The 18,376-nt window shown below is 48.7% G+C and carries 16 protein-coding genes; 6 read left to right on the top strand and 10 right to left on the bottom strand.

Annotated features, from left to right (window positions below):
- Nucleotides 1-174: 174 nt before the first annotated feature.
- Nucleotides 175-1,053 (bottom strand): proline iminopeptidase, encoded by an 879-nt coding sequence (pepI, locus tag AAA927_RS03065; RefSeq protein WP_338215607.1) that lies wholly within the window; start codon nt 1,051-1,053, stop codon nt 175-177.
- Nucleotides 1,054-1,159: 106 nt separating this feature from the next.
- A complete protein-coding gene (locus AAA927_RS03060) occupies nt 1,160-2,581 on the bottom strand; it encodes a hypothetical protein (RefSeq protein ID WP_338215605.1) in 1,422 nt (473 codons plus the stop codon).
- Nucleotides 2,582-2,888: 307 nt separating this feature from the next.
- On the opposite strand from AAA927_RS03060, the gene AAA927_RS03055 reads away from it, so the two are divergent.
- The gene (locus tag AAA927_RS03055; protein ID WP_338215603.1) at nt 2,889-4,376 is read left to right on the top strand and encodes a glycoside hydrolase family 1 protein; all 1,488 of its coding nucleotides are present in this window, start codon (nt 2,889-2,891) and stop codon (nt 4,374-4,376) included.
- Between the two features lie 103 nt (nt 4,377-4,479).
- Here AAA927_RS03055 and AAA927_RS03050 read toward each other — a convergent pair whose 3' ends face one another.
- A complete protein-coding gene (locus tag AAA927_RS03050) occupies nt 4,480-5,451 on the bottom strand; it encodes a LacI family DNA-binding transcriptional regulator (protein ID WP_338215601.1) in 972 nt (323 codons plus the stop codon).
- A gap of 177 nt (nt 5,452-5,628) precedes the next feature.
- Here AAA927_RS03050 and gtfA point away from each other — a divergent pair, with 177 nt between their 5' ends.
- Genes gtfA through AAA927_RS03035 form a run of 3 tightly spaced genes read left to right on the top strand, consistent with a single transcriptional unit; the run spans nt 5,629 to nt 9,860 of the window.
- Nucleotides 5,629-7,068, top strand: a complete 1,440-nt coding sequence (gene gtfA / locus AAA927_RS03045) for a sucrose phosphorylase (RefSeq protein ID WP_338215599.1) — start codon at nt 5,629-5,631, stop codon at nt 7,066-7,068.
- A 22-nt stretch (nt 7,069-7,090) separates the two neighbouring features.
- Entirely contained in the window at nt 7,091-8,413 is a 1,323-nt protein-coding gene (locus AAA927_RS03040) for a PTS sugar transporter subunit IIC (protein WP_338215596.1), read from the top strand.
- A 4-nt stretch (nt 8,414-8,417) separates the two neighbouring features.
- Nucleotides 8,418-9,860, top strand: coding sequence for a glycoside hydrolase family 1 protein (locus AAA927_RS03035; protein ID WP_338215594.1), 1,443 nt, complete (start codon nt 8,418-8,420; stop codon nt 9,858-9,860).
- 69 nt (nt 9,861-9,929) lie between these two features.
- Here AAA927_RS03035 and AAA927_RS03030 read toward each other — a convergent pair whose 3' ends face one another.
- On the bottom strand, nt 9,930-11,135 hold the full coding sequence (locus AAA927_RS03030) for a neutral/alkaline non-lysosomal ceramidase N-terminal domain-containing protein (protein ID WP_338215592.1): 1,206 nt from the start codon (nt 11,133-11,135) through the stop codon (nt 9,930-9,932).
- Between the two features lie 137 nt (nt 11,136-11,272).
- On the opposite strand from AAA927_RS03030, the gene AAA927_RS03025 reads away from it, so the two are divergent.
- Together AAA927_RS03025 and AAA927_RS03020 are read left to right on the top strand one after the other, a co-directional pair.
- The gene (locus AAA927_RS03025) at nt 11,273-12,601 is read left to right on the top strand and encodes a PTS sugar transporter subunit IIC (RefSeq protein WP_338215590.1); all 1,329 of its coding nucleotides are present in this window, start codon (nt 11,273-11,275) and stop codon (nt 12,599-12,601) included.
- A gap of 94 nt (nt 12,602-12,695) precedes the next feature.
- Nucleotides 12,696-13,460, top strand: a complete 765-nt coding sequence (locus AAA927_RS03020; RefSeq protein WP_338215588.1) for a MurR/RpiR family transcriptional regulator — start codon at nt 12,696-12,698, stop codon at nt 13,458-13,460.
- Nucleotides 13,461-13,537: 77 nt separating this feature from the next.
- On the opposite strand, the gene AAA927_RS03015 is transcribed toward AAA927_RS03020, so the two are convergent.
- From AAA927_RS03015 to AAA927_RS02990, 6 genes are all read right to left on the bottom strand, one after another.
- Nucleotides 13,538-14,464 (bottom strand): GNAT family N-acetyltransferase, encoded by a 927-nt coding sequence (locus AAA927_RS03015; protein ID WP_338215586.1) that lies wholly within the window; start codon nt 14,462-14,464, stop codon nt 13,538-13,540.
- Nucleotides 14,465-14,505: 41 nt separating this feature from the next.
- Nucleotides 14,506-15,672 carry a GNAT family N-acetyltransferase gene (locus AAA927_RS03010; RefSeq protein ID WP_338215583.1) on the bottom strand — a complete coding sequence of 389 codons (1,167 nt, stop codon included), beginning with the start codon at nt 15,670-15,672 and terminating at the stop codon, nt 14,506-14,508.
- A gap of 15 nt (nt 15,673-15,687) precedes the next feature.
- The gene (locus tag AAA927_RS03005; RefSeq protein WP_338215581.1) at nt 15,688-16,548 is read right to left on the bottom strand and encodes a MurR/RpiR family transcriptional regulator; all 861 of its coding nucleotides are present in this window, start codon (nt 16,546-16,548) and stop codon (nt 15,688-15,690) included.
- Nucleotides 16,549-16,619: 71 nt separating this feature from the next.
- Nucleotides 16,620-16,946 (bottom strand): hypothetical protein, encoded by a 327-nt coding sequence (locus AAA927_RS03000; RefSeq protein WP_125579257.1) that lies wholly within the window; start codon nt 16,944-16,946, stop codon nt 16,620-16,622.
- Between the two features lie 13 nt (nt 16,947-16,959).
- The gene (locus tag AAA927_RS02995; RefSeq protein ID WP_338215578.1) at nt 16,960-18,108 is read right to left on the bottom strand and encodes an exo-beta-N-acetylmuramidase NamZ family protein; all 1,149 of its coding nucleotides are present in this window, start codon (nt 18,106-18,108) and stop codon (nt 16,960-16,962) included.
- Entirely contained in the window at nt 18,108-18,371 is a 264-nt protein-coding gene (locus AAA927_RS02990; protein ID WP_125579259.1) for an acylphosphatase, read from the bottom strand. Before AAA927_RS02990 ends, AAA927_RS02995 begins: the two co-directional genes overlap by 1 nt.
- Nucleotides 18,372-18,376: the final 5 nt, after the last annotated feature.

Genomic DNA, 18,376 nt, shown 5'->3' with positions numbered 1-18,376 from the left:
AAAATGCGGTTTTAGCCCAGAGGACAAGCCAAACGACCTGTAAAACCGGCGAACTTAGCCGGTTTTGCAGGTCGTTTGGCTTATCCGGCCAGGGCGTCGCATTTTGGCTCGTACTGTACTGGAATAGTCGTGATGCGAACGTGACTCTAAATTATGGCTCGGTCGCGTTTTGGGTTAGTCGTTGGCGTTGAGCCACTGGTCGAGCACCGAGATAAATTCATCATGCTGATCAAGCAAGGCCAAATGCCGACTGTTGGCGAACAAATGCCACTTGGCGCCGGGGATATGGTCGTAAACGGTTTTGGCAATCAGCGGCGTGCACAGATCATCCGTGCCGTTGGTCACTAACACTGGCACATGGATCTTGTGCAGGTCAGCGGTGACTTCAAAGTCAGAAATCGTGCCATTTTCGGTGAATTCATTCGGGCCTTCAGTAATCAAGCTGGCGCGTTTGCCATTCGTTGGCCGGCGCAGTGGTTCTGGGGAATTTTCATCCGGATCATCCCAGCAGTAGCGCTCCATGTAGCGGTCGTTGGCCGCCAGGTACTTAGGGTTGGTGAAATCGCCGGTGCGCTCGGCTTCGGCAATCGCCTTCCGATCCTCATAGCTGAGATAGCTGATCAGGCGATGCTGCTCGGCAATCCACAACTTAATGGACGAAGGCGAACCATCGATCATCACGGACTTGATGCCTTGAGGATCCAGCGTGGTGAGATAGTACATCTCCAGCATCCCGCCCCAAGACTGGCCCAGCATGTGGACTTCATCTAAGTGCAAATATTCCCGCAGCGCCACCAGCTCTTCGCGCCAGGTTTCACGGACATAGACGCTTTCGTCTTCTGGCAGCGACGACTTCCCGCAGCCGACCTGATCATACATAATCAGCTGGCGGCCGGTTTTGGCATAGTCGTCCATCAATTCAAAATAGTTATGCGATGACCCCGGCCCGCCGTGAATCAGCAGCAGTGGCGCCTTACCTGGCGTGCGTTCGCCGACAATGCGGTAATAAGTCTGATAGCCGTGAAACGGCATGTAGCCTTCTTCAATTTTCATGCAATGGCCTTCTTTTTGGTTGATGGTTTTCATTATAGGCCTGGCGCCGGTGCCAAGCAAAAAGCGCAGGCTGTGAAGGTCGGCCATCTTTAGCCGGATGGATAGCCTATTGATTACCGTACTGTTTCTGCATCACAGCCATGGTCAAGCTCGTATCCTGGCCCAGCACACCGCCAGGTAAGCCGCTATAAACCGTGCCGTCCTTGGCCAAAATAATGCGGCCAAAGTGGCCAATCGACGGATCACCGTCTGGGCCATTGCTGTAGTTAAAGGAGACATCATATTGGGCATCCACGGTGACCAAGTCATCCGAGTCCACTGAACTAAACTCAGCCGACACATTGCTCTTAAGCTCATCTGGCGCCGCATCTGGCGCGGTCACCTGAGTCAGCGCCCAGTCGTAGAAGGCTTTGGCGCTGGGGAAAATCGCCGTCAAGGCGCGCTTTTTCGGCTCAATGCCTTTGGTGACATCAGCCCGCACCGTTTTGAGCTGCGCGGCGGAGACATCCTTGAGCACATTGCCGTGTTTAATCGTATCAAAGCCATGCTTCATGGTGTAATCACCATTGGCCGCCACGTCAAAGTCGGCCAGCTCCCGGGTCGACAGGCCGTAACCAGAAAGGTAAATGCCCCAGACTGACGCCTGATAGTGGTCGCCTTTAAACGCGCTGAGGCCATCATTGGTTTCGATATAGGCCGCATCCGCCGCCTTGCCATCCGAGTAGATGTAGAAAATGCGGCGCTGCAACTCCGTCAGCGAGATGCCCTTGATGTTGGTATTCGCAATGGCCTTTGCCACCGCAGCGGTTAAATCAGCCTGGCCCGCAGCCAGCTTGGGATAGGTCATCCCTTTGATGAAGGCTTGATAGGCGGTTAACGCCTCCAGGCCAACGCCAGCCTTGAGCTTGCCATCGGTCGCCACTTTAGCGGTAGCGGCAACGAGTGCCTCTCGTTCTTTCAGCTGGGCCGTGCAAGTCGTCAAAACGGACGTTAAGGTCTGCTTCAAAGTCTTGTTGCTGACATTTACCAGTTTCGTGGCCTTTTTGATTTTAGCCGCTGTGGCACTAGCTTTGATCACGGCCTCATCGTTTACCGATTTGCCTTTCAAGGCTTGCGGTTTCGTCAACCCATTGACCGCAACCGTCGCTTTGGTGGCTCGCGTCAAACGCTTTAACGCCTGGGTTCGCTTAGTGGCCGCAGCGTCGAATGACGTGATTTTTTTGGCCACCGCATGCGGGGCCTTATCTCTGTACGTATCGACGGTTTGGGTCAGGTTCGCGGCATTTTTGTTCAGTGCCGTCACCGCTTGGTTAGTCGTACTGGCGGTCACATAAACGTTCTTTTGCGCCCAGTGCTTGGTAATTTTAGTGTCTAGCTGCTGGCCTTGCTTCAGTGCCTTGGTTACTTGGGCATCGGCGTCGGCTTGGCGCTGATGGCCGCGGAACCAAAAGACCCCGATGATGATTAAAATGACGACCAGCAGACTGCCACCTGCTACCCACCAGGTTTTGGCCTTGTTCAATTTCATGTTTACTTCCTCCCAATCTAGGTTCAGGTTTTATTAAACCATACCGTTGATTAAAAAAGAGTGGGCTTTTGTGTATAAAAGCGGCAATTAAATAATGTTAATCACGATTTTGCTTTTGCGAGGGTACGACAATAAGTGCTGGCCAGATTATGCTATAAGCCTATTCGAATTGTATCCGCTTACTAGAAGCGTATGCTTTGCGCTATAATTAAAAAGTCAGCCGCCTACTTGGGCCTTTTTCCCTAGTGAACAGCCTGAAGCGAGCGACAATACTTGACTAAAAACGCACGATGAAAGGAGTTTTTCCATGGCATTTGACGATAATTTTCTCTGGGGCGGCGCCACTGCCGCCAACCAATACGAAGGTGGCTACCTTGAAGGCGGTAAAGGCCTGAGCACCGCGGACGTCATGACCAATGGCGCCGTGGCCCAGCCGCGCCGCGTCACCTGGAAGAATCCCACCACCGGCGAAACCGGATCCACCCCATTTGGCTTTGGTGACAGCTATCGCCAAGTCCCAGAAGGTGCTGAACCGGCCGTGCTTGATGACGAATACTATCCAAGCCACACTGCCACCGACTTCTATCACCACTACAAGGAAGACATCAAGCTGATGGGCGAAATGGGCTTCAAAGTCTTCCGCCTGAGCATGAACTGGGCCCGCATTTTCCCAAATGGGGACGATGCGCAGCCAAATGAAGCAGGCCTGCAGTTCTACGATAACGTCTTCGATGAATGCAAAAAGTACAACATCGAGCCCCTGGTCACCTTGTCCCACTATGAAACCCCGCTGCACCTGGCGATCAAGTACAACGGCTGGGCCGACCGCAAGCTGATCGACCTGTTCGTGAAGTACGCCACCACGGTCATCAAGCGCTACAAAGGTAAGGTGCACTACTACCTCACCTTCAACGAAATCAACATGATGGAAATGAGCGGCTACATGGGCGGCGGCATTATCAACGCCACTGAACAAACTAAAGCCCAAGGCGCCCATAACCAGTTCGTCGCTAGCGCCCTCTCCGTGCGGGCCGCACATAAAATCGACCCGAGCGTGCAAGTCGGCCAGATGTTGGCCTATGGTCCCCTTTACGCCCTAACCGCTGATCCGAACGACCAACTCAAGGCGCAAGTGGATATGCAAAATACGTACTTCTACGCCGACGTACAAACCGGCGGCCACTACCCGGCTTACCGCATCAAAAAGTATGAACGCGACGGCATCAAGCTGGATGATACCCCAGAAGATTACGAGCTTTTGGCCCACTACCCAGCCGACTTCTTGAGCTTCTCCTGTTATGGCTCCAGCACCGTCACCACCCATGACGTCGACGGCAAAGACGGTGGTAATTTCGTCACCGGCGTCAAGAACCCCTACCTGAAGACCAACGCTTGGGGCTGGGCCACCGATCCGCAGATCTTGCGCATCGCGCTGAACAACCTCCACGACCGCTACCACAAGCCGCTTTGGATTGTCGAAAACGGCATTGGCTGGGCCGACGAAATCACCGCCGACCACAAAATTCACGATGATTACCGCATCGAATACCTGCAGCAGAACCTGGCCTCCATGCGCGACGCCGTCACCATCGACGGGGTCGACCTGATGGGCTACACCATGTGGGGCTGCATTGACCTGGTCTCCGCTGGGACCGGCGAAATGCGCAAACGGTACGGCTTCGTCTATGTCGACCGCGATGACAAAGGCGAAGGCACCCTGAACCGGTACCCGAAGGACTCGTTCTACTGGTACAAGAAGGTCATTGCCAATAATGGCGAGGACCTGAGCAACTAAGCATTCTACTGAAGCGAGCGTCCGTTCTTTTGAGCGGACGCTTTTTGTCGTTGAAGTTTGATTTGAATCACATACAAATCAGTAACTAAACGGAATAATAGTTTTAAGCATTTCGTTGAACGCGACTCGTTTTGACGGGAAAGGTGTAGTTAGATTTCAGCTTCGTTTTGGGTGACTTGATACGCTCAATCACCAGTTCCACCATCAACTCAGCCATTTCCTTCAAAGGTTGTTGCACAGTCAACAATGTCGGGAAAAATGTACGAACAAAGGTGGATCCATCGTATCCAGTGATCACTGGCCGATAATCCATGGCATCCGCACACGTCTTGACCAAGATTGCGGTGACATCATCCGTACAACAAATGGCGTCATATTCACGGCTGACAATCAACTGCCCCACCAACATCTTCTTTAATGCCAAAGAGCTCTCAAACTCGAGAGAAGACGTTGTCACTTCGGTCCCAGATTGATTAAAGATAGAAAGCATCCCCGTCACGCGATCATTGATCGGGTAAAAGTCTTCCTTACTGCCGGAAAGAATCAACACATTCTTTGCCCCCTGGGCGATGATTTTTCTTGCAATTGCCTTGCCGCCAGCCAGGTTGTCACTTTTAACAGTCGGAATCTCTTTGGAAATCTGACGGTCAAAAGACACAATCGGATAATTGGCATTACCGTGAGCAATCATAAAATCCGAATGCGAGCCAGTGATGATGCCATCGACCTGATTGCTTTTCAGAAGCTTGAAGTACTCTTCCTCTTTCGTTGAGTTGTTCTTGCTGGTACATAAGAGCGTTTGAAAATGTCTAGTACTCAGTTCATCTTCAAGCCTTTCAAATAACTCTGAATAAAGCAGATTGTCTAAGGAGGGCAAGATGACCCCAATCGTGTTTGACGGTTTGCCTTGAAGGCTTCTGGCGGCAGTATTTGGTTGATAATTTAGTCTTCTCATCGCCTCTTTCACTTTGCTAATTGCCTCAGGACTCAAGTAGCCTTTATTGTTTATCACTCGAGAAACGGTCGCCACTGACACCTCTGCCTCACGAGCCACATCACGTATTGTCACTGCCATTCGGATCAAGCCTCCCATAGATGTATCAAATTCGCTACAATCATCCCATTTTAGCCTGAAAAATCAAGGGACTATCACAAAAAATATGTAACAACATGTAACCGATTGCCATTTTTGTAAGCTCTTTCTATGATTAAGACGCTTGCAAGCAGTAACACTATGATGAGGAGTGGCTCTATGACCGTACCAAACAAAGTGATGTTAATTACCTATGGCGATAGCATGGGTAAAAATCTGCATCAACTCAATCAAATTCTAAACACCTATTTTTCTGGGGCCATCGGTGGAATCCATATTTTGCCCTTTTTCCCTTCTTCTGGAGACCGAGGCTTCTCTCCCTTGAATTACACCACCGTGGATTCCAAGCTCGGCGACTGGCAAGATATTGATGACCTAGCCACAAATTATTATCTGATGGCCGATATCATGATTAATCACCTCTCCAAGCAATCCACAGAATTTCAGGATTACATTAAGCGCCACAATCAATCAGACTATGCTGGCATGTTTCTGAATTGGGATCATTTCTGGCCAGCAGGTCGGCCGACCCAAGCTGATATTGATCTGATATACAAGCGCAAGGACAAAGCGCCATACCAAGAAATTAGCTTCGCAGATGGCACAATTTCAAAAGTCTGGAATACCTTCGGTGAAGAACAAATTGACCTTGACGTTAAGAACATCAAGGCACAGTCACTCTTCACAACAGCAATGGCCACTTTTGCTCAACATCACATCAATGTCGTTCGCTTGGACGCTTTTGCATATGCAGTAAAAAGATTGAACTCAACCGATTTCTTTGTAGAACCAGAGATTTGGCAACTGCTTGAGCAGATTACCGGAAAGGCCAAGGAGCATCAACTTGAGGTACTACCTGAAATCCATGAGCACTATTCTTTAAACCGTAAAGTTAGTCAGCACGGATACTTCACTTACGATTTCGCCCTACCGATGCTAATCCTATATTTTCTGTATTCTAAAGACAGCCAGCCCCTCCTGAGGTGGCTACAAGCGAGCCCAATGAAACAATTTACCACCCTCGATACCCATGATGGTCTGGGCGTGGTAGATGTCCAAGGACTTCTTTCCCCCGAGCAACTCGATTTTACGACACATCAACTTTATGAAAATGGCAGCAACGAAAAACGGGTGTACTCTGGACCTGAATACCAAAACCTAGATGTGTACCAAATTAACACCACCTATTTCTCGGCCGTTGGGGAGCGAGAGGATTGGTATTTATTGGCTCGTGCCATCCAGATATTTGCCCCTGGCATCCCACAGATCTACTATGTGGGGTTGCTAGCCGGAAAGAATGACTTGGATTTACTGGAAAAAACAAAAGAGGGACGCAATATCAACCGCCATTATTATGACGAAAGCGAAATTGCGAACGCAGTCAAACTACCCGTTGTCGCAAAGCTGCTACACTTGCTCCGCATCCGTAACTCGAACCGTGCTTTCGATCTTGATGGTAGGTTTGTTTCTCATAATACACAGGATGGATTTGTCCTTATTCGTGAATCTGCTTCTTCAGAACACAACGCCAAGCTGGAAATCAATAGCACAACGCGCCAATTTCAAATCTATATCGATGGCTTGGCAGTCAATCTTTGACTAATTAATTGAGGTGAATATTTTGGATAGTTTAACTAATAAGCTTCAAGAGAAGCTAATACCTTTTGCTCGAAAGCTCGACACAAATCGCTATCTAACTGCAATCAAGTCTGGCTTTTTAGCCTCGATGCCACTACTGATTATTGGATCAGTTTTTCTACTTTTTGAAAATATTCCTTGGGCACCATATACAAACTTCATGGTTTCTGTTTTGGGGAAAAACTGGGCTCAATATTTCAGCATTCCCTTCGAGAGTACTTTTGATATTATGACCCTGTTCGTTATCATTGGGATGGCGAAGTCTTTGGGTGATTATTACAAGATTAACGCCATTGCGTCCATCACAATCTCTTTGGCGACTTACTTAGTGGTTACACCCGATTTAACAACAAAAGCCGGCCTTCTAGGAATTCCAAAATCCAGCTTGGGCTCCGCTGGACTCTTTCTTGCCATGGTAACGGTGATTGGTGCAATTGAGGTATATCGATTGGTTGCCGCTAAAGGTTGGACCATCAAGATGCCTGATTCAGTACCACTTAATGTCGCTGAATCCTTTTCATCCTTAATCCCTGGCCTAATTGTTATTTTGTTGGCCTACGTCGTTCGGCTCGGCTTTCAATTTACTGACTATGGCTCAGCACAGAGCTTTATTTACAAGATTCTTCAAATTCCGTTACTTGCTTTGGGCAGCACGTTACCTGCTCAGTTAGTTGCGCAGTTGTTCGAAAGTGTACTTTGGTCAATTGGTATTCATGGGGGCAATGTCGTGGGGTCCGTCATGGATCCCATCCGGATGACCCTCATGGCACAAAATGCTCATGCCTTCTCGATTGGCGCTGCTCTACCAAACATCATCCAATACCAGTTTGGGGCCCTATTCATCTCCATCGGCGGTTCAGGGACAACCATCGGCTTGGCCATTGCTGGGTTCTTCTTTATGAAGTCACGGCAATACAAAGCTATCAGTCGTGTCGCGTTCGTGCCTGCGCTGTTTAACATCAGTGAGCCCATTATCTTTGGTTTTCCAATTATCTTGAACCCTATTCTGATCATCCCGTTCATCATCACACCTCTCCTGATGACCGTATTAACCTACTTTGTCATGGCTACAGGTATCGTTCCACCAGCAAGTGGAGTTAACATTCCTTGGACAACTCCTGCCATCATCTCAGGCTTTCTTGTGTCCGGCTGGCGCGGGGCAGTATGGCAGGCGATTGAAATCGCACTGAGTACAGCTATATACTATCCATTCTTGCATGTTCTAGATGTCCGGGCACTTCAAAAAGAACAAGAAGACAGCGCAAGCGTCAACGTTGAGAACTCGGCTGCCACTGAAGGAGAATAGAATTTTGAGTACATTTCCAAAGAATTTTCTCTGGGGTGGCGCTTCTTCTGCCAACCAATCAGAAGGTGCCTTTGACCTGGATGGTAAAGGCCTCTCAACCGCCGACGTCGTTCCCAGATTTGAGCCAGACGTCCGTCGTAACTACCCACATCCCTTCGAAGTCACGCGCGCTGATGCCATGATGAATGCTGACGATATCAAGTCGAATTTTCCTAAACGGCGAGGGACTGATTTCTATCATCACTACAAAGAAGACATTAAGTTGATGGCAGGGATGGGGTTCAAAGCTTTCAGATTTTCCATTGCTTGGTCACGGATTTTTCCCCAAGGCGACGAGGAACATGCAAACGAAAAAGGGCTGCAATTCTACGAGCAAGTGATTGACGAATGCCTAGAGTACGGAATTGAACCTGTCGTAACCCTATCGCACTATGAGATGCCATTGAATCTGGCACTCAAATATAACGGCTGGCAGGATCGTCGCTTGATTTTATATTTCACACGCTACGCCAAAACCGTAATCTCCCGTTTTAAGGGCAAAGTAAAATATTGGCTGACGTTCAATGAAATAAACGGCGTGCCAATGACCCCTTATACTGGCGGTGGGGCTTTTGCCGAAACCGCAGATATCCTCAAAGTTGGCTATCAGGCGGCTCATCATCAATTTCTTGCCGCGGCCCATGTTAAAGCCTTGGTACAGAAGATTGACCCCACTGCACAAGTCGGTTGCATGATCGCCAAAATGGTCGTCTATCCAGAAACTAATGACCCTGCCGACATACTCGAAGCACAAGTCCAGAATGAGCTCAATAATTTTTTTGCAGCGGTTCAAGTTAGAGGCAGATACCCAGCTTACATGAGGCGTTACTTTCAAAAACACCAAGTCAAGATACTCACGCAGCCTGATGACGCCGCTTATCTACGCGCACACACGGCCGATTTTATCGGAATCAGTTACTACATGAGCTATACCGTAAGTGCAAGCAACAAGGCTGAGAATATCGGCGGTAACCTGAGGGCTGCTATACGTAATCCTCACTTAAAGAAATCCGAATGGGGTTGGGAAATTGATCCGCAGGGCTTGTTGTGGGGATTAAAAGATCTTTATGATCAGTTTGAAGTGCCTATTTTCATCGTTGAAAACGGGCTAGGCGCAAACGACGTGTTAACACCGACGCATGAAATACACGACAATTACCGAATTGAATATCTAAGCGCCCATTTGAAAGCTGTGGCAGCAGCGATTGAGGAAGGCGTTCAGGTAATAGGCTACACGGCTTGGAGTGCCATTGATTTGGTCAGTATGTCTGGATCGGATATGTCAAAGCGTTACGGATTTGTCTACGTTGATGCTAACGACTATGGCGTTGGCACTTACAACCGCTACCCTAAAGACAGTTTCTACTGGTATCAAAATGTGATCAAATCAAATGGTGCGAATTTATAGCCAGTAATCTGGCTAGCCAGCTAAAAATTGACCCTTCCATTTCATGATGGAAGGGCCGTTTGCTTTACATTATTTTTCCGTCGCAACAATCCGCGCCACGAATTCATCTGACGCACCGCGGAGCAGCACGCTATTGTAAGTCTCAAAATACAGGCCAAAATCCTCTTGATTCACCGAATAACCCCGATAGTCATTGGCTAAGGTCACCAGTAGCGTTGGTTTTGCATCCGCATGCCGAATGCGTGCGCCAAGCGTGTGCACCAGTTCGCCTGGATAAGTCACAATGCGAAATGCCCCACAATCTAAAATCGTACTATGCGTCTCAAAATGGGTATGGCCGAAGTCACGAATATGCTGATAGGTACTCAAGAAGCCTTTTAGCTCATCCCGTCTGGCTCCCGTCGCCGCTTGCGTTTCATTGGTTATTTTCGTCCACAAAGCCTGGGCATCCGGATTAGTCACCGGATTATAGTCGCTAGTCAACGTCACCTGCTTGCATTTCAAGTGGTCGAGCGTAACCGGTTTATCCGTTGCAGTAATTAAACCGGCGACGAGTTGCTCACTTTTTTGCGTTACCTCAGCAAAGGTGCTTTCGCGGCGCGTGTAGCGCGTGCTGGTGTTCCCACAATCCGTTAACATCACCACTGGTCGAATGCCAAAGCGTTGCTGATAGGCCCGCCGCACCCCACCGACCAAATCGGCGGATAACTGGGTATTTTTGACGTTCATAATAGTCGGATGCGTCCCTAGCAGGAGCAAAGCGCCAAGCAACTTATCTTCATCATCTAACGCAACCAGTTGTGCCAGTTGGCGATTGTAAGGCATCGTCGCCTGATCCCGGTTAGCATAGATGCCATCAGGAACCGTCGCGGCCCGCAATACCAAGCGCCCTGGATGAGCGTTCTGGATGGCATTGGCCACGGCCTTCAACGTCTGCGTATCAATCTGCCGCCAATAAGTTTCATCGATGTCCGGATAGTCGAGTAGCAGATCCGTTACCGTGGGTCCTGAATGCGTGTGAATGGCGGCAATCACGACCTGCTCCGCCGGTACCTGCCATTGCGCGGTGACTTGCCGTTTAATGCGATCAGCGCGATAGCCCGGCACAGCCACAATATCAAGGGCAATGAAAAGTAGTTGCGTCTCCCCATTCGCCAGATAAAACACCGATGTGGTCAAATGATCATGTCGTCCTGTGGAGCGGCGGCTTTCGTAGCCTTCCATCTCACACCCGATTTGCGGGTCAATCAACTGGTTGTCTGTTCCAATAAGCATTGCCGTGCCTCCTTAACCTAAACCCAGCTTAGCACTTTTGACGAAAAATATCACTTATAAACTTTTTCTTGATATTTATATCATCGATGCTATACTGACGTTGTAATGGTTTTCATTTTTCGTTAGGAGGCATTATGATGAAAAAAATGAATCGCTTCTTCAATCATTTCCAAGAATTCATGGAAGCGAAGATTGTGCCTGTGGCCAATCGAATTTCCAACCAGCGCCATCTTGCGGCGTTGCGTGATGGTTTAACCAACTTGGTGCCATTTACCATCATTGGTGGTATCGCGTTGATGATTGCGAACCCGCCAGTCAACACCGACTTGGTCAAGCCCACCAACTTCTTCAATAATTTTCTTTTGGCCTGGATGCACTGGGCGCAAGGCAATTATGATATTTTGACCGTTCCCTTTAATCTCTCAATCGGGATTATCTCAGTTTATGTGGTCTTAGGGGTTTCATATCAACTCGCCAAGTCCTATAAAATGGCGGCTTTTCCTAATTCCCTGGTGGCGTTGATGACGTTCTTTGCCGTCGTTGCCGCACCCAAGACCGTCAATAAAGTGCTTCAAATCGACACGACATTATTAGGTTCTAATTCCATGTTCGCCGCCATTATCATTGCGCTACTCGTCATTGAAATTAACCGGTTCCTCATCGATCACAAGATTGCCATTCGGATGCCGAGTCAAGTCCCTCAAGCCGTGGCCGCACCATTCGAAGTGCTGCTACCACTGATTGCCAACCTGCTGATTTTCGGCGGCATCAACGGCCTGCTGGGTCACTTCAACACCAACATCGGCACCTTTATCTTCGCGATTTTCCAGCCATTGATGCACGCAGGGGCATCACTGATTTCCATGATGATTCTGGTCGAAGTTGCCCTGATCTTCTGGTTCTTCGGGATTCATGGTGACAACATGATTTCGGCGGTTACGACGCCAATCTGGACCGCCGGCTTGGTTGAAAACCTGCAGGAATACGCCCAGCACAAGCCACTGACCAACATCTTCGTTGGGAACTTCACCTTCATCTTCGGTGAAGCCGCAGTGTACATCGCCATTTTGGTCAGCATGTTAGTCTTCGCCAAGTCTCCACAGCTGAAGTCCCTGTCACGGCTGGCTTGGCCAGCAACGCTGTTCAATATCAACGAACCGCAAGTCTTCGGGATTCCAACCGTGATGAACCTCTTCACCTTCATCCCTAGCTTCATCTGCTTACTGATTGATATGCCAATTGCCTACTTCGCCACCACACTTGGATTTATGGGTAAAACCGCGATGAGTGTGCCGTGGACTTTGCCCGCACCACTCTATGCGTTGATTTCAACGCTTGATTGGCATTCACTAATTGTCTGGTTCCTGATCTTCGCGATTGATTTCGTGATTGTGGCACCATTCATGATTGCTTATGATCGGCAGCTCTCAATCAAAGATGAGCAAGGGGAACCCGCAGCCGAATAAGCGCAATTCGAAAACTAAGGAAACGTCTGCTTGCACGTTGCAACAGGCGTTTTCGTGCTACTATGTAAGTATCAAAAACGAAGGATGGTTTGATATGGACCTGGAGGAACGCATTGGGATTTATTACACGACCCTAACCAAAACTGAACGCCGCGTCTACCAGGCCATCCTGGCCAACCCTGCCGCGTCTGCAGAAAGCTCGATTCAAGATGCCGCCAAGCAATACAATGTCTCAGTCGCCTCCATTCAACGGTTTGTTAAAAAGGTGGGCTACAAAGGGTATCCTGAATTCAAACTCGATGTTGCCAAGCTCCTGGCGGCGCCAGCGCCTGAAGCTGCACAGTCGACGCGACTTCAGCGTATCATGGCCGGCTACACCAGAACTTTCCAAATTCTCGCGCAGATGGATCTGGAACAACCGTTAAAGCGCCTCGTTGCGGCCATTCATGACCACGCCAGCGTCAAAGCCATTGGGATTGGGAACTCGGGGCTTTCAGCAGAGCAGCTAGTCTATTCCATGTATTCAGAGGACCGATTCATTGAACCAGTCACCGACCAAATTCGGGTCGACTACCTCACGCACGCGTTAACCAAAGATGACCTGCTGATTATTTTCTCCATCACCGCTTCCGTTCATTCTTATCAAGCACTGCTCACTAAGGCTAAGCGCCTACACACCCCGGTTTTTCTCATCACCATGAATCAAGAAACACCATTACTGAAATTAGCACCGGAAACCATTATCTTGCCTTCTACGCATATCACCGAAGTCGACAACACGCCGCATCAAATTGATAATCGGACGATTTTGTACAGTTTTGCGGAAGTTATTTCGTATTACTACGCGACAAGCGAATAAGCTCAGTGCAAAGAACTGGCCCCGTTAACAACGAGTTAACGGGGCCGGTTCTTGCGCTCCTGACTGATTATTTGCATTCATGGGTTCTCAGTTAACGTCTGTTTTAGTAACGAATAACTTCGATAAACGAGCATTCCATTTTTTGTGTAGAATCTTTGGGCGTCTCCATCGGTCCACAAAAAGTATACGTGATAGATATGTTGCTTTACCATTGTGGCCAACATGGTATGAAAAAGGACATAACCTAGGTGCTGCCGGCGCATATCGCTTCTGACGCCAAAGGGTCCAAACCGACCAGCGCTACCATCAATCGCCCGCTGACAGTAACCAATAATTTCATCGTGTTGATTAACCGCAACGATGATGGTCCTTGACGCCAGGCCACTTTTTATCGCCTGACGCACATTGACTTGCCAATCTGGGGAAAAGTCTTTGCTCAGCAACATTAACAACGAATAGGTATCACTCAGTTGGAATGGCCTAATTTTAATCCCCAAGGCTTCGACTTGGTTTAATACTTGGTCGAAATTGACTGGCCGGTGATAATTCACTAAGGTGCGCTGCATCGACACGGCATCACCGTTCTTCACAAAACCTAACTTCTGAAAGAATGGCAACGCGTTCGGGTAGGCGACTGTATCCACGCCTGGAAAGAGATAACTTACAGGGTACGCCGCGAGGGTAATCTGCTGAACACCTTCACCAACAAAAAGCTGCTGAATACGAGTCACCAGACTCGCTCCCCGCCTTTGATGCTGTACTTGCGGCAAAACGCCCATCGCGATCAGCCACCCTTGCCGTGCTGCCTGGTCGGCTGTTGCCCAGAGAAAACCGACCACCTGGCGGCCGTCAAGCATTAAAAGAAAATGCTGTGCATCGAACTTTGAATCCAGTAAGATTCGGTTCGTGAAGCCGGCAAGATCGATTGGATCAGCCGCCAAGGTTTGATTCCAGACCCGAATCGTGGCATCAAGATACTGGGACGAAAAAGTTGTGATTACCATTGTTTCCTCCCCTAATCGTTTCTGAAGCCGCTGAAACGACACTAAAATTCAGAGATAAAGTGTGCAATTTGCTTCCCACCTGTCAATGCAATCAGGTCATGTACGCAACGATTCTGAGTTGCGTCAAACAACTTATCCAGTTGAGCAGTGGTCAGAAAGCTTAGAAAAATCGCGGCCAACGTTTGCGGCGAGACGAGTTCCTGCGTTACTTCTGTGGTGTAATCGACCCCCTGAGCACTCAAAGTATAGGTGCCAGAATTCCAAGGCGCGGGCTCGTCTTTCACACTAAACTGAATGCTCTGTTGGATTGGAAAAGCACTTAACCAGAATTGAAAGAAGACTGGTATATCAACAATTCTCGCCATCGTGTCCTGGTAAATATGCTGTTCAATTCGCGGATCATCGAAGTCAAAGCTAAGCGCCTTGGCGGTCGTTGACATTCCAACGATTTTAAACACGTTAGATTGATGGGCAGCAAGAAAGCCTAGCAACTGTTGCCGCCAATGATTTTCAGCGGCAATCAAATCAACCACTTCAATCGTCGTATCCACCTTGCGATAGCTCAAATAAGCAACCACCGATGAGTGAAGGTACAGCAGGGCATAATTCAAGTCTGGATACTGGGCCGCTTGCCGCTGCCACCATGGGGCATCCCGAAATGGCATACCGTGAGTTTGATGAACCTCTTGCGTGTACAGCGCTTGGATCCTATCAATCTGATCACCTGTCAATTCTGCCGGTTGCTTCCTCGCTACAGTATAAACGCGATCGATGGGAAAATTCGGATAGCGTTCCACAGGTATTTCGTAATGAAGGCGCTGAGTATACAGCTCGTACCCAAATTGCCGGTAAAATGAAGGCGCAAATGGCTGCAACATCGCCACGACTTGCCCAAGCCGATGTGCCTCCATTAAGCTTTGGCGGACCAATTGGGTGGCAATTCCACGTCCGCGTGCTTCGGGGTAGACGCCAACATGGTTAATACCCACGGCTTTTAACGACTGGCCATAAAAATTCACAGTAAGAGGCAGATTAATCAATTGGCCTTTTAGTTCATCATCGTCAAACGCCCCGATTCCTTGGCCCATGTTGAGCAGGCACCGGTAGTCCTTGGCCTTCTGCGCCGTGTATTGTGAATGAAAAACATATTTTCGAAGTTCAATCGATTGATCAACATCAGATTGGGTTTGAAAGCCGCGAACTTGCATGTTTTCGCTCCCTCCTTAATTCTTAAACTGTGACTTATAGTTTTTAGCTAAGCGCTTAGAAGCGGTAATGGCAGCAAAACTGCGATCAAAGTCCCGACTGAAGTAGAGATATAAAATGACGTCAATGACGAAAAACTGGCCTGTAATGGAGTTCGTCGCCCCCACACGAACATCTGGCTCCATCGGTTTAATGGTTTTCAGTGAAACATCACCTAATTTAGCCAAGTGGTTCTGGCCGAACATCGTCAAGGTAATCAAAAACAATCCGCTCTCTTTAGCATAATTCGCTACGTATAAGATTTCCGGCGTCTCACCTGAATTTGAAACGAGCCACAGCGTATCGTCTTTGGTGGCGTTGCTTAACTCCGTCAAAAACACATTGACATCACGGCCGACCACGACGCGCAAGCCGATTCTGGCCCATTTTTGCCGAATATTTTCTGCCGCCAAAGAAGACGCGCCGACCCCAAAGACATAAAGCGTATTAGTTTGTTTGAGGCGGTTCACTGCTTTGTTGCAGTCATCTGGCTTCAGTAAGCTCTTGGTCTGCTCAATATTTTTGGTCTCATTTTCAGCCAACTTGTCGCGAATCGAGCCAAAGGATTCATTGGCTTTGATATCAAGCTGCTTCTCGTCATCTTCTTTACCCTCAACGAGGTCCATCGAGAGCATAATTTTCATTGCAGTGAAGGAATCAATATCAAGTTTCTTCACCATTCTGACCACTGTCGCAGAACTCGCGCCTGCCAGCTTTGCAAGTTGATCGACGCTATAGTTAACCGTTTCTTCCGGGTGTTCTAACACATATTGCGCAACCTTTGACTCTGCGGCAGTCAGATCATCTTGGCTGATACGAACTCGATTCTGAAAATTCATCTTGATTCCCCCTTAGAGAAGAAAAAAGTTCTGATAAACCTGTTATCAAAACTTTTCCCCGATTTGTTTTTTTAATGCGGATGATTTTTGCTCAAGGCCTGCATCTTTCGCACGCGATTGGCCAACCAGCCTTTGCCTTCTCCCGCCATAAAGAGTTTATAGTTTCTAGTCGCTGCCATGAAGAAGACGATGCAGCCAAACAGGAAAACGACTTGAAAGGCAATCAGGGCAATTCGATTATTCGTGATGGCCTGCCCCACAATGAGCAAGATAAAGCTGGCAAACCCAACGAGCGTCCCGTAGATCCGGTGGCCACTTTGATAAACCCAACTCACCAGCGCTAGCGCAGCGGTGAAGAGCACCGCCAGTACTAAAAACATCATAACCGCATAACCCATCAGTATCATCCTCTCAGTAACGGTAATAAGCGCGGCTTTCCTGCCAGAATCTGTGGTCAGTTTCCCCACTTAACTCAATGCCAGCGTTAACATCCGCAATTGTTCGCAGCTGGTAGCCTGCTAAATATTCGATAAACCGATGCTTCGTACCAATTGCAGGCGAAACCAGATCCATGGTGAACCGATCTGGCCAAAGTGTCATCATGGCTTTCAACACATTATACCCTAATGTAAGCGGATTAAATGCATTATCCATGATGTGCACTTGCACACCTTGGCAAATCGCATGTGCGTGCTTGGAGGCTAGCGGTTCAAACCAGACTGGTTGAAACCGAAGATGGTCGTCCTGCGCTGCAGTTTCAGTCAAGCAATTCGCCAGTTGATTCGCATCGATCCAAGGAGCGCCAAATTGTTCGAACGGTTTCACCGTGCCGCGACCCTCAGAAACATTCGTGCCTTCCAGTAAACACAGTCCTGGATATAACCGCAACGCATCCAAAGTGGCCAGATTAGGCGAAGGGGCAACCCACGGCAGACCATTATCTAACAAGTTTCGACTAGCATCCCAGCCCCGCATTCTTGCGACGGTTAATTGCAACCGCGGTGTGAACTGATCTTTAATCCATGCCGCCAACTCGCCAATGGTTAGCTCATAGCGATTCGGTAAGGGCAGCAGGCCCACGAATGAGAAATAATCATGAGTCATCGCTTGTCCCACCGGCCGCTGCCGCCCTAATGGTAAAGGCCGGTCAAAAACCAACACTGGCATGTTCGCCTGCGCTGCGGCTTGCATCGACTCTAGCAAGGTGTAGATATACGTGTAGTAACGGACACCGATATCTTGGATATCAAAGGCCAACACATCGATGTCAGTGAGATCATCCCCTGCAGGTGCGCGATGGCTACCGTAAAGGCTGACAACTTCAAGGTTAAGTGCATTATCGAAGTAGCTCTCCACACTTTCGCCTGCACCGGCAATTCCGTGAAGACCATGTTCCGGTGTAAATAGCTTAGTGACACCAGCGCTAACTTCGTTCAATACCTGGTAGGTTGGCTTAAACGTCGCCGTTAACCCGCTGAAGTTTGTCACTAACCCAACGCGTTTGCCCGCAAGTAACGCCGCGTATTCGTCAACGGCTTCGTTGCCTAGCTCCATCGTCATCAGCCGATCCTGAACATTTTTTCCGCCACTTCAGGCATATCTTCTTCATCGATGCGCTCCACAGAAAAGAACTGATTGCCCTTGGCCATTTTGGCCTTGAATTGCTCAATTTTCTTCTGATCGCCTTGAATTTCGACCACGATAGTACCCTCAGGCCCTCTTGAGGAGACACCAGTTAAGCCTAATGGCATCGCATAGCGTTGGGCCACATACTTTACGCCTCCCTCAGAAAGATTGCCGTGAATCGTTAATTTTTTACGCATCGATC

Source organism: Lacticaseibacillus salsurivasis (assembly GCF_036246225.1).
Classification (GTDB): Bacteria; Bacillota; Bacilli; order Lactobacillales; family Lactobacillaceae; genus Lacticaseibacillus; species Lacticaseibacillus salsurivasis.
The sequence above is the reverse complement of the archived record's forward strand: the minus strand, read 5'-3'. Positions and strand labels throughout refer to the sequence as shown.